Raw genomic sequence first — 12,339 nt, 5'->3', positions numbered from 1 at the left:
TAGCTGAAATGTGATTTAAATAACCAATATAAATTTTTCAAAAAATAGCGCTAATTATAAAAAATTGAGTTAATCTTGGAAACTAGCAATTGTTAAGAACATACGTTGTTACTGGGTGGCAACATGGGAGATTCGCTAGATGTCTCTATGTAATCAAACCAGCAAGTAAAATGATTACCAGAGAATATGCAAGAAGGAAGCTTTATTTGGAGTCATCTGGAAAAACAGCATCGCACGGTTGGCAAATGGATTGATTGGGTATGGCTAATAGTATTGCTGTTGGCAGCAGTATTACTGTTTAGCATCAATCTGGGAGGGTTGCCGCTGCGAGATTGGGATGAAGGTACTGTGGCACAGGTTGCTCGTGAAATTTGGCACGCCCCAGCAGGTTCAATGCGTTGGCTTTATCCAACGTTAGGAGGGGAACCATATCATGACAAGCCGCCTTTGATGCATTTGCTAATAGCTTGGGCTTATTCTCTAGGAGGCGAAAATGAGTTGACAACGCGCCTACCTGGAGCAATTTTAACAGCAACATCTGTACCTTTACTGTATTGCATTGCTCGAGAGATATTTCGCCAACGTTGGGCTGCTATTTATAGCGCCTTGATTTACCTAACAATGCTACCCGTGGTACGTCATGGGCGGTTAGCAATGTTAGATGGGGCAATGGTAAGTTTTTTGATGGTGATGATGTTGTGCGTTTTGCGATCGCGCCGAGATTTACGCTATTGTCTTGGTGTTGGCATTAGCTTTGGGTTTATTTGTTTAACTCAAGGACTGCTAGGTGTATTACTCGGTGCGATCGCACTTGTATTTCTGTTTTGGGATACGCCACGACTGCTCACTTGTTACTATCTCTGGATCGCAATCTTAATTGGCATTCTACCTGTAGCTGGTTGGTATAGTGCCCAACTAATTCACTATGGTTATACTTTCGCCCAAATTGGTATTGCCAACCCATCAGTAGGTCGAATTGGCTCAGTTGTAGAAGGAAATTCTGAACCACCTTGGTACTATGTAATTGAACTTCTCAAATACACATGGCCGTGGTTATTATTCTTACCACAAACTGTCCGCTTAACCTGGGAAAATCGCAACCTTAGCTGGGCAAAACTAGTAATGGCGTGGAGTGGGGTTTATCTGCTGGTAATTTCCTTCATGATTACCAAAGTTCCCTGGTATCTATTCCCGATTTACCCTAGTTTAGCTTTAGCTTTTGGTATCCAATTATCAGAAACGGAAAATTCGCCTTTACTCTCATCTTATCCCCGTGCTTGGGTTGCTGGTTTGGCAATACTTGCTATAGCTGCTTCTGCTGGTAGTATTTATTTCAGTTCGGGTACAACACCAAAAACAGATTTACAACTGATTTTTGCCGCAGTAGCTTTAACTATGACCTTAGCAGCCATATTGGCAGAACGAGGTGACGGACAATTTCTGAAGATTTTGTTTTGGGGAAGTTATATTTCGCTGCTGCTGTTAATGAAATCTAACTACTGGGTTTGGGAATTATCTGAAGCCTATCCAGTTAAACCAGTCGCCGCTATGATTGTCCGGGCAAATCCAACTACGAGGAAAATTTATACATCCTTTCCTTACCATCGTCCCTCGTTAGATTATTATAGCGATCGCACCATCATTCCCGCTTCTGTTGGTGAACTGGAATATTATTGGCACTACAATGGCCAACCCTACTTTCTGCTTAATGTATCTGATTTCAACAATCTTGAACTAGAGTCGATGAAGCTAATTGACCAAGCTGAAGGTTGGAAGTTAGTCACAAAAGATATTAATCGGCTGTAAATACGGGGCATTGGGCATGGTTATTTTCCTTGTCCCCTTGTCCCCTTGTCAGGAAAAATCAAATGATTGCCCAAAAAGTAATATAGGTCTGTATTTTGGAGAATAACATTAGTGCCATACAACAAGAGCTATTTCCGCTGTGTGTCATTTGTGTGTCATGTGTGTGTCATATTGTATCCTCGATTAAAGGTGCGTTGGAAATTGGTGCGGCAATTAATTCACTTGCTCGGTATTGAAATCCGCTCTCGTTTGCAACCAGAACAGGCCGCTTATTTTCTAGCTTACTTATTCACCCCAAGTATTGGCAGACAGTCGATTTTAGATGCTGTAGTGTCCCGATTTTCAAATCGATATGATGATAATTAGATAAGCATAAATAAACAACAGTTTGTAGTTAGCACTTTAGTGCTGAAAGTACTTACCTAATCAGCGATCGCTCTTTAAGCGGGCATAATATCAAACCGCGTCCTATTTGGGGTAATAAGACACGGTTTTATCAGAGTATTTAGTTATAATATTACAAAAATCAAAGTAGAACTTGATTTATACCAAAGTAATCCATTTACTGAGATTTGTTTCCTGGGCCATTAACTTTCTCTGTTGTGGGAATAATTTGGTTATCATAGCTTGTCTTTTCTTGGGTCAAAGCGATCGCACCAAAGAAAATCGCACTTCCTACAGCCAAGGCTACCATCGGACGCTTGAGTAGGACAAAATCTCTGAGAATCCTCGCTAAAGGTCGGCTTTGACGACGTAGCGACGAAGACATCATCAATTGTCTCCAAGTAAACGGATCGCGGACATAATGACCACTTTGGCAAACTACTAGCCTTTCCTGGCAATAGGGACAGCAAAACAAGCCCATGCGTGTTTTAACTGGTTTAGGCGTAGCATTTCTTTGGCAAATTGGGCAAGTAACATAATGATTATCAAAAGTGTGTATATTCATTTACCTCATCCGCCTAGTCCACTTACTCGCTCTATAACAATAGCTATATTGAATTGGGGTCAATCAATGTACGATCTGACATCAGGCATCAATCATACATACATTCTATTACTACCAAGGATGCCTCAATAGTCGCAACACGAGTATAGCTAGATTTAAACAAGGATGACTCATGCTTAATGTTTACGGGTACTTCCACCCAGCCAAAAAACTTTGTTGTCTCTAGAAAAAATAGTGTTGGTGCTCACTCGCACCCCACTAGCCTCAGCTACACCCAACTTAGGCATCGCTGACCCTTAAATAATAATTGTCTCTCATTTAACCATTCTCCCCACACAAATTTTGCACAATGACATTTTTAGCTAAAGCTTTGTGAGTTAAGCAAATAAAGTCTACTTGTCCGGTTGCTAAATAATGGCTCACAATGATAAGTAACAGATAAAAATTTAAATTTTTTCTTACATTTACCCCGCCTCTCAATGACTCTCTTGCCTCCCACTCAACTGAGGAAGGTAACGGAACAACCTGCCTTTCCTACACCTTCCACTCGTTTAGCTCACCTAATTAATCGTTTTCAACCATCCCCAGAAACAGTTGTGCTGTTTTTAGCCATGCTCATTGGCGGTGGTACTGGTATGGGTGTAGTCACCTTTCACTATTTAATCCAGTTGGTTCACCAGCTGATGCTGGAAAATTTAATGGGTCAAATTGGCGCTTGGGGTGCTTGGACTTTAGCCTGCGTTCCCACCCTTGGCGGATTAATTGTTGGCTTGATGCGCTGGCGCACTCAAGACTTTGGCCCTGGACTTTCATCTCTCATCGCCGCCTCTCAGGGAACAGAGATTAGGCGACCACTACGACCAGTTAGCAAAATGCTGGCCGCATCTGTTTCTTTAGGGAGCGGTGCTTCTTTGGGGCCAGAGGGGCCGAGTGTCGAAATTGGCGCAAATTTTGGGATGTTGTTCTCTGTGATCCTGAATGTATCTCAAGAACGACAACGTTTGCTATTGGGTGCTGGCGCGGCGGCGGGACTAGCGGCGGGATTTAATGCTCCCATCGCTGGAGTATTTTTTGCTCTAGAGGTGGTAATGGGAGCGACATCTTTCGCTACTTCTGCTGTCAGTGTGGTGCTGTTAGCTGCGGTGGTAGCAGCATTAATTGCCCAAATTGGTTTGGGGGCACAACCTGCTTTTGATTTACCTGTTTACCAAGTTCGTAGTCCTTTGGAATTACCCCTTTATCTTGGCTTGGGTTTAGGGGCCAGCCTAGTTTCTCTGGCTTATACTCAATCAATTTGTCTAGCAAAAGCTTGCTTTGCTGGGAAGGTTCCAGGTTTTGCCTTTTTGGGACAAATTCCTGAGCCGATTCATCCAATTATTGGCGGTGCAATTATTGGCGCAGTTGCTTTGCAGTTCCCGCAAATTCTAGGTGTCGGTTACGAAACTGTAGAAGCAATGCTTCAAGATGTGGAGTTTCCACTCTACTTATTGGTGGTGTTGTTGGTGGTGAAATTATTGATGACTGCAATTAGTGCAGGTAGTGGTTTCATCGGCGGTTTGTTCGCGCCAGCAATGTTTTTAGGTGCTTCTTTTGGATCGGCTTACGCCAAAATGTTAGCCGTAGCATTCCCGACAATTTGCGATCAAATGGCGGCTCCCCCAGCTTACGCAATGGTCGGAATGGCAGCAGTGCTAGCTGCTAGTGTGAGAGCGCCGTTAACGGCTATTTTAATGCTGTTTGAATTAACCCGCGACTATCGAATTGTTTTACCATTGATGGCAGCTGTCGGTTTGAGTGTTTGGTTAGTAGAAAGGATTAAACCAACTTTTAACTCTAACTCTAATCTACAACAAATTGGTCTTTCGGAATTGAAAGATGAACAATCAGAAATTGTGCAGCAAATTTTGGTAGAAGATGCCATGTACCCTTGTCCCAAAAAGTTACCTGCAACTCTGGGAGTATTAGATGCCGCTGTAGAAATGACCCGCGATCGCGTCCGTAGTGCTTTAGTAATTGATGAAGCAGAGCAATTAGTTGGTATACTTTCTTTGGAAGATATTAACCGTGCCCTTGCTATTTGGCAAACATACCCAAATTCTCTAACCGAAATTCCCGATAATTTATCCAGTCAAACCCTCATAGACATTTGTACTACTGAAATTCTCTATGCATGGCAAGATGAACTTTTATCTGAGGCTTTAGACCGGATGAGTCTTCGAGGTTTACATCAATTACCAGTGGTAGCACGAGATAAACCCGATCGCATTTTGGGTTTATTAGAAAAAGAGCAAATTGCATTAACCTGTAATTTAGCAGTCACACGCAAGGCACTTCGCCACTATTTACCAGTCTTACCTACTACAGATATAGTCATTAGTCATTAGGTCATTGGTCATTGGTCATTTAGTCATTATTTTTCACAAAGGACACTTGACTAATGACTGTTTATAGTCATTGTTTTTCACAAAGGACAAATGACAAAGGACAAATGACAACGGAGAATTGACTAATGACCATTTATTTATTAAGCCGTGGCTTCTATGGCTTCATCACCTTCGCGATCTTCTGGATCTACCTGTCTCAGACGAATGTGCTTTTTGCCTAAAGTGATCAGAAACTCATCTCCTGGTTTCAGATTCATCTGTTTTGTATAAGCTGAACCTATAAGTAAGTTACCATTCGATTGCACACTAATTCTATAGCTAGCACTACGTCCACCACGCCCATTAGCACTGGGTGTACTGTCTAACTGAATGCCTTCAGCATCAATTAGGGCATTTAAGAACTTCATCATATTGACGCGTTCTATACCATTTTTGGTAACGGTATAGTAGCCGCACTTCTTAGCTTTGTCTTCTTTGCTCTCGTTCTCTAGCTCTTTGACTTTTTTGAGCAGTTCTTCGCCGAGTAAGGGTTCAATTTTTTTCTGTTTAGGCATCAACTTAGGTCGAAAATGAATGTTTGAAGTGTTTGAATCGATTTTATTTTAGCTGAGGTTGAGCTAACAGGAACATAATCCTTTAGTTTTTATCTCAACCTAGCCAAGTATATTACACTCAGATGCACAATTGTTATGCTATTACCAATATTGGCAAGACAATCTATTTTAGAGAATGCTGGCAATGCTGATAACTATATATATAGATATATAGTTTGTGAATTACTGCTAGACTATATAAGTTTTAAGTTTTCTAAACTAACGCTCAAGAGGTTGTCTATTTCTTAAGGATGAGAACTGAGTCACAGAATGATAAGCAAAACTGATCCTTAGTCATTGGTCATTGGTAATTAGTCATTGGTTATTTAGAAACGACAAACTAAAGAAGTCTCAGAGTCGGAAGCCGACCATCAGAATTTCTTTTCAGGGAGATGCAGTGCCAACAAAGACAAAGGACAAACAACAAAGCTTGCCAAAATGAAATTAACTACCAGAGGACACTACAGTGTAAAGGCGTTGCTAGATTTGAGTTTACAGCCAAGATATGGGCCTGCATCTGTGAGAGCGATCGCAAAACGCCAAGATATTCCAGCTCCTTACCTCGAAAAACTACTAATAGAAATGCGTCGTGCGTCTTTAGTGAAATCAATTCGTGGTAGCATCGGCGGATATCAATTGGCAAGAGAGCCTGCACAAATATCTATAGGAGAAATTTTAGAAGCTGTTGGCGAGACTAGCCATTTACCTCATCACACCCCAGCACCGACACAAGCTGAAGATTGGGTAACGTTTAGCCTCTGGCAGAGACTCAACCAAAAGCTCAAAGAAGCTTTATACAGTATTACTCTGGCAGACCTTTATTACGATGCTCGAAGCCGGCAAGCTTCCCTTGGAGAAGAAGCTAGTTTTGTGGTTTAGTCAAGAGTCAATAGTCAAAATATTGACCCTTGACTTTTAACCCAAGACTTGTGACTTATGACTAATAATATCTATATCTTAATAATTGCAGCATTTTTAGATTATTTAATTGGCGATCCTTGGGATTGGCCTCATCCAGTACAAATTATGGGATGGGTAATTTCTCGCCTGACCAAATTTTTTCTCCACTTGTGTCAAAATTCTCTAACACAACGCCTAGCTGGAATTGTACTAGGCATTATCTTGATAATTGGTAGCGGTCTTGTTGGCTTTTTGATGATTCAAATTGCCAGATGGGTTCATCCACTCTTAGGTATTGCAATAAATAGTATTCTTTTGGCTAGTTGTTTTGCTGGCAGAAGTTTGCGAGTAGCAGCGGAGGCTGTTTTACAACCTTTAACAGTCGGAGATTTAGAGAAGGCTCGAAAAATTTTAAGTAATTACGTTGGTCGAGATACCCAAAACCTCTCACAAGCAGAAATTTCACGAGCCGTTTTAGAAACGGTTGCAGAAAATGCCACCGATGGGGTGATGGCTCCGCTTTTTTATGCAATTGTTGGTGTCTTTATACCAGTTGTGGGGCCAACTCCCTTAGCTTTAGCATATAAAGCCAGCAGTACCCTTGATTCAATGGTGGGCTATCGGGAAGCACCCTATACTTATTTAGGATGGTTTTGTGCGCGGTTAGAAGATTATTTGACTTGGCTACCTTGTCGGTTAACAGTTGTGACTCTGGCGCTGCTATCAGGTAAACCGATGCATATTTGGCAAATTTGTCGTCGGGATGCAATTAAAGATCCTAGTCCCAATTCTGGCTGGAGTGAGTGCGCCTATGCTGCCTTTTTAGGTGTGCAGATGGGGGGTACAAATTGGTATCGGGGGGTAGCCAAGTACAAACCACTGCTAGGAGATGCTATTTATGCCATTACTGCAACTTCTATTCAGAATGCTTTACAGCTGACTCGATATTGTTTTTTGCTATGGTTAGGGATAGCGATCGCAATATTCTTAATGCTCCCAAATAGGTAATGATAAATATAAAGTTAGGAGTTAGAGACGCGATTAATCGCGTCTGTACAGGAGTTAAGAATAAAAATTCCTAACTCTTAACTTATCACTCCTAACTGATGACTCGCTATGTCTGCCAAAGTAGTTGAAATTCTCTCATCTGAAGAAATCCGTCGTACCTTGACTCGCCTTGCTTCTCAAATTGTCGAAAGGACGCGTGATTTATCTCAACTGGTGCTTCTTGGTATTTATACCAGGGGTGCGTTATTAGCCGAATTGTTAGCGCGTCAAATTGAGACACTGGAAGGTGTAGCCGTGTCAGTCGGCGCTTTAGACATTACATTTTATCGAGATGACCTTGACAAAATTGGATTGCGGACTCCAACGAAAAGCGAAATTCCTTTTGACCTTACGGGGAAAACGGTTGTACTCGTGGATGATGTGATTTTCAAAGGACGGACGATTCGCGCGGCTTTGAACGCAGTCAACGATTACGGTAGGCCAGAGGTGATTCGTTTAGCTGTGTTAGTAGACAGGGGTCATCGAGAATTACCAATCCACCCAGATTTTATTGGCAAGAAGTTACCTACGGCTAAAGAAGAAATTGTCAAAGTTTACTTACAAAATTGTGATGGAAGAGATGCAGTAGAGTTGATTGCAGATTAGGCTATAGAGGCAGGGGGCAGGGGGCAGGGGGCNCTTATTCACAGACCTGCTTTCGGTTTTGGTACAGGACAAAGAAGCCGAAGCTGATTACTCCCAACTATTAACCAAAATTACCCGTTGGGTTCGAGAATCATTCAATGAAGAAGATGTTCTCAAAACTACCTCAGAAGAAATTCGTAAAGCTTTAAGCATCGATCGCGTCACCATCTTTTGCTTCGACTCCAGCTATAATGGAACCTTTATCGCCGAATCAGTAGCACCTGGTTTACCGAAAATATTAGGGGTTACAATCTCTGAGCCTGGATTTGAGGCAGGGTATATAGAAAAATATCAGAATGGTAGCATCCATGCCATTGATAATATCCATCAAGGCGATCTCAGTGATGGTGATATTGAGTTGCTGGAGCAATTTGCTGTCAAATCTAATTTAGTAGCACCTATTCTCAAAGGCAAACAGCTATTCGGTTTATTGATTGCACATCAATGTTCTAGACTTCGCTTTTGGCAACAGTCTGAGATTGATTTGTTCTCTCAGATAGCTATGCAAGTAGGATTTGCCCTTGACTACGCCAACCTTCTACAACAAGTAGATACTAAGGCAGATAACGCTCAGGTATTTATCGAAATTACCCGCAGCATTCGCCAATCGCTCAACGAAGAAGATGTCCTCAAAACTACGGTGGAAGAGGTTCGTAAGGCATTGAGTACTGACCGAGTGCTGGTTTATAGCTTTGACGCTAATTGGTCTGGAACAGTGATTGCTGAATCAGTGGTTCCAGGTTATCCCAAAGTTTTGCGGTCTGAAATTCAAGACATCTGTTTCGGTCAGGGTTATGTAGAAAAGTATCAGTCTGGTCGCGTTGTAGCCACAAACAACATTCATGAGTCTGGTTTGGCTGACTGCCATATTAACTTACTCAAATCCTTTGCTGTCAAAGCAAATCTGGTCGCCCCCATTCTCAAAGATGAACAATTATTTGGCTTATTAATTGCACATCAATGCTCCAGACCCCGTGATTGGCAACAATCTGAGATTGATTTATTTGCTCAGATAGCGATGCAAGTCGGGTTTGCTCTCGACCATGCAAGACTCCTGCAACGAACCGAGGCTGAGGGTGTGCAAAGTCAGTTGTTAGCAGATACTATCGGCATTATTCGCCAATCACTCAACGAAGAGGATGTCCTCAAAACAACTGTGGAAGAGGTTCGCAAAGCTCTGAGTACTGACCGAGTGATGGTTTATAGCTTTGATGCTAATTGGTCTGGAACAGTGATTGCTGAATCAGTTGTTCTCACTTACCCAAAAGTTTTGCGAGCTGAAATCCAAGACCCATGTTTCGGTCAAGGCTATGTAGAAGAGTATCAGTCTGGTCGCGTTCTCGCAATCAACAACATTTATGAAGCTGGTTTGGCTGACTGCCATATTAACTTGCTCGAATCCTTTGGTGTGAAAGCAAATCTGGTCGCCCCCATTATTAAAGATAAAGAGCTATTTGGCTTGTTAATCGCACATCAATGCTCCAAACCCCGTGATTGGCAACAAGCTGAGATTGATTTATTTGGCCAGATGGCGATGCAAGTAGGATTTGCTCTCGACCATGCAAGACTCCTGCAAAGAATCGAAGCTGAAAGGATGCGAAGTCAGTTACTAGTGGATATTATCCGCAGCATTCGCCAATCCCTCAAGGAAGAGGATATCATCAAAACTACTGTGGAAGAGGTTCGTAAAGCACTGAGTACTGACCGAGTGCTGGTTTATAGCTTTTACGCTAATTGGTTTGGAATTATCATTGCTGAATCAGTGCTTCCAGGTTATCCCAAAGTTTTGCGGTCTAAAATTCACGACCCTTGTTTCACTCAAGGCTATGTAGAAAAGTACCAGTCTGGTCGCGTTGTCGCAATCAACAACATTTATGAGTCTAGTTTGGCTGATTGTCACATTAACCTGCTCGCATCTTTTGGTGTGAAAGCAAATTTAGTCGCACCAATTATCAAAGATGAACAGCTATTTGGCTTGTTAATTGCACACCAATGTTCTGAACCCCGTGATTGGCAACAATCTGAGATTGATTTATTTACCCAGATAGCGATGCAAGTAGGATTTACTCTCGATCATGCTAGGCTCCTACAAGCGTATCAAACTGCTGAAGCTAATTCTGATGAATAGTAGGGGCGTGCAGCTGTGCATAGGTGTCAACTTAAGCCGAAAACTATATCGGACAGGCGTTTTGCAAATCCCTCACGCCCTCATCCCCTAACCCCTTCTCCCAAGGGAGAAGGGGAATTGAATGTCTAGCTCCCCTCTCACGGATGGGAGAGGGGCTGGGGGTGAGGGTAAAACGTTGTCACCAAGCGGGTTTAGCGGTTGACACAAATGGCAGCTGTGCGCCCCTAATTGATATATGTATTTTTACGTTACGCTTAGTGTAACTTTTGACGAAGAAGCTGCTAGAGCGATCGCTAGCGGCAAAATTCGATGTTCCTGAATTTGAATCCTGGCGTGGAGTGTTTCTGCTGTATCATCCGGCAATACTGGTACTGCGGCTTGCATCAAGATTGGGCCACTGTCCATTTCTAAACAAGCTATATGCGCTGTACAACCAGTGATTTTTACCCCAGATGCCAAGGCTTGTTCTACAGCATGGATTCCCTTGAAACTAGGTAACAAACTAGGATGGATATTAATAATTTTGTCAGGAAAGGCATCAATGAAAACTGACGTTAACAATCGCATCCAACCTGCCAAAATCACCCATTCCACATCGTAGTGCCGCAATGTCTGCACAATTTTTTCATCCAACTCTTCTCGGATTTTATAGTTGCGGTGATTCAATAAAACAGCTTCTACACCTCTATTGGCTGCTTTGACGGCTGCTTTCGCCGAGGGGTTATTGTAAATTAAAACTTGAATTTGGGCATTTAGCTGCCCATCTTGGATAGCTTGAGCAACGACATCAAAATTACTGCCATTCCCAGAAGCCATAATTCCCAGTTTTAAGGGGGCGACTTGTTGACAAACATCGCTAGTGCTAGGAGAAATCAAGCTCAGGGTAGAATCAGGGCGGAGGGTCATAACAGCTAAGAGGGAAAATTATAGATGCCAAAAATATATAATACGTACACTTTTGTGTAAAAGCGTAGCTTGTTTAATGCAAGGGGACGCATTAATATTGTTACCCAATGCATTGGCATTGTCAGCCAATGCATTAACATTGCAGGGTATTACCAAATTTACCTTGCAATGAATTAATGAAATTATCAGAGGACTCGCTTGGGATTGGAGACAACTGAGGCGAAGGCGATCAAAGATGATGTGTTGGAACCGTACCGCAACGAGTTCCGCGAAAAACTCAAACACAGCAGGTGTTTACTGAGCTACTGGAGCGAGACGAAACAATTACCCAAGCGATCGCCTGTGGGAAAGTGCGATCGCTTTAGTAAGCTAGAATATTAGTACGAATTATTTTTGCTACTAATTGGTAGGAAGATGAATGTAGAAAAACTCTCTATTTCCTTGCCACCGTCTTTAGTGGAGTTTGTCGAAAACTACAAGCTCAATAAAGGCTGTAAATCTCGTTCTCAAGTAATTGAAGAAGCATTAGAATTGCTGCGAAACCGAGAATTAGAGTCAGCTTACCGAGAAGCATCTGCTGAAGTTGATAACGATTGGGATGTGACAATAGCAGATGGTTTAACAGATGAAACGTGGTGATATTTATTACGCAAATCTTAGTCCGGTGATGGGTTCAGAAATGGGTAAACGTCGTCCAGTGATAATTGTCAGTAATGATATAAGTAATAGTGCTGCTACCACTGTGACAATTTTACCGCTAACTTCTAATGTGAGCCGTGTTTATCCCTTTGAAGTTCTGCTTAATCCAGAGGTTAGTGGTTTAACGAAGCCTTCTAAAGTACAGGCGCAGCAAGTGCGAACAATTTCTAAGCAACGAATTACTGCTGAAGTATTAGGTAGTTTAAACGAAGAAATGATGGTACTAATTGATGCGGCGTTAAAATTGCATTTGGGATTGATTTGAGTTTGTAAAAAAATAGC

The 12,339-nt window shown here is 42.1% G+C and carries 13 protein-coding genes; 10 read left to right on the top strand and 3 right to left on the bottom strand.

The genetic code is table 11. The annotated features are described in order from the left end of the window. Window positions 1-186 precede the first annotated feature (186 nt). Together CDG76_RS32695 and CDG76_RS38810 are read left to right on the top strand one after the other, a co-directional pair. Window positions 187-1,806, top strand: a complete 1,620-nt coding sequence (locus tag CDG76_RS32695) for an ArnT family glycosyltransferase (protein WP_094353007.1) — start codon at window positions 187-189, stop codon at window positions 1,804-1,806. Window positions 1,807-1,917: 111 nt separating this feature from the next. Continuing rightward, window positions 1,918-2,172 carry a hypothetical protein gene (locus CDG76_RS38810; protein ID WP_143854211.1) on the top strand — a complete coding sequence of 85 codons (255 nt, stop codon included), beginning with the start codon at window positions 1,918-1,920 and terminating at the stop codon, window positions 2,170-2,172. A gap of 196 nt (window positions 2,173-2,368) precedes the next feature. Here the strand turns inward: CDG76_RS38810 and CDG76_RS32690 are convergent, their stop codons facing one another. Continuing rightward, window positions 2,369-2,755 (bottom strand): hypothetical protein, encoded by a 387-nt coding sequence (locus CDG76_RS32690; protein ID WP_094353006.1) that lies wholly within the window; start codon window positions 2,753-2,755, stop codon window positions 2,369-2,371. Window positions 2,756-3,234: 479 nt separating this feature from the next. On the opposite strand from CDG76_RS32690, the gene CDG76_RS32685 reads away from it, so the two are divergent. Beyond that, entirely contained in the window at window positions 3,235-5,139 is a 1,905-nt protein-coding gene (locus CDG76_RS32685; protein WP_094353005.1) for a chloride channel protein, read from the top strand. Between the two features lie 140 nt (window positions 5,140-5,279). Here CDG76_RS32685 and CDG76_RS32680 read toward each other — a convergent pair whose 3' ends face one another. Continuing rightward, window positions 5,280-5,693 (bottom strand): AbrB family transcriptional regulator, encoded by a 414-nt coding sequence (locus CDG76_RS32680; RefSeq protein WP_094353004.1) that lies wholly within the window; start codon window positions 5,691-5,693, stop codon window positions 5,280-5,282. A 477-nt stretch (window positions 5,694-6,170) separates the two neighbouring features. On the opposite strand from CDG76_RS32680, the gene CDG76_RS32675 reads away from it, so the two are divergent. The 4 genes from CDG76_RS32675 to CDG76_RS32660 all read left to right on the top strand — a co-directional run bounded on the left by CDG76_RS32675 (window position 6,171) and on the right by CDG76_RS32660 (window position 10,452). Then, window positions 6,171-6,611 carry an Rrf2 family transcriptional regulator gene (locus CDG76_RS32675; RefSeq protein WP_094353003.1) on the top strand — a complete coding sequence of 147 codons (441 nt, stop codon included), beginning with the start codon at window positions 6,171-6,173 and terminating at the stop codon, window positions 6,609-6,611. Between the two features lie 57 nt (window positions 6,612-6,668). Continuing rightward, a complete protein-coding gene (cbiB, locus tag CDG76_RS32670; protein WP_094353002.1) occupies window positions 6,669-7,640 on the top strand; it encodes an adenosylcobinamide-phosphate synthase CbiB in 972 nt (323 codons plus the stop codon). Between the two features lie 108 nt (window positions 7,641-7,748). Beyond that, window positions 7,749-8,285: a bifunctional pyr operon transcriptional regulator/uracil phosphoribosyltransferase PyrR gene (pyrR, locus tag CDG76_RS32665; RefSeq protein WP_094353001.1), complete on the top strand. Its 537-nt coding sequence runs from the start codon at window positions 7,749-7,751 to the stop codon at window positions 8,283-8,285. Window positions 8,286-8,343: 58 nt separating this feature from the next. Continuing rightward, window positions 8,344-10,452, top strand: a complete 2,109-nt coding sequence (locus tag CDG76_RS32660; protein WP_223265487.1) for a GAF domain-containing protein — start codon at window positions 8,344-8,346, stop codon at window positions 10,450-10,452. A 243-nt stretch (window positions 10,453-10,695) separates the two neighbouring features. Here CDG76_RS32660 and purN read toward each other — a convergent pair whose 3' ends face one another. Continuing rightward, the gene (purN, locus tag CDG76_RS32655) at window positions 10,696-11,358 is read right to left on the bottom strand and encodes a phosphoribosylglycinamide formyltransferase (RefSeq protein ID WP_094352999.1); all 663 of its coding nucleotides are present in this window, start codon (window positions 11,356-11,358) and stop codon (window positions 10,696-10,698) included. 204 nt (window positions 11,359-11,562) lie between these two features. Between purN and CDG76_RS37915 the strand changes: the two genes are divergently transcribed. Genes CDG76_RS37915 through CDG76_RS32645 form a run of 3 tightly spaced genes read left to right on the top strand, consistent with a single transcriptional unit; the run spans window position 11,563 to window position 12,322 of the window. After that, window positions 11,563-11,739: a hypothetical protein gene (locus CDG76_RS37915; protein ID WP_223265486.1), complete on the top strand. Its 177-nt coding sequence runs from the start codon at window positions 11,563-11,565 to the stop codon at window positions 11,737-11,739. A gap of 33 nt (window positions 11,740-11,772) precedes the next feature. Beyond that, entirely contained in the window at window positions 11,773-11,997 is a 225-nt protein-coding gene (locus tag CDG76_RS32650) for a ribbon-helix-helix domain-containing protein (protein WP_094352998.1), read from the top strand. Beyond that, window positions 11,984-12,322, top strand: a complete 339-nt coding sequence (locus tag CDG76_RS32645; protein WP_094352997.1) for a type II toxin-antitoxin system PemK/MazF family toxin — start codon at window positions 11,984-11,986, stop codon at window positions 12,320-12,322. The genes CDG76_RS32650 and CDG76_RS32645 overlap by 14 nt, the downstream gene beginning before the upstream one ends. Window positions 12,323-12,339: the final 17 nt, after the last annotated feature.

The organism is Nostoc sp. 'Peltigera membranacea cyanobiont' 210A (assembly GCF_002246015.1).
GTDB lineage: Bacteria > Cyanobacteriota > Cyanobacteriia > Cyanobacteriales > Nostocaceae > Nostoc.
This window is presented reverse-complemented; position numbering and strand designations above follow the sequence as displayed.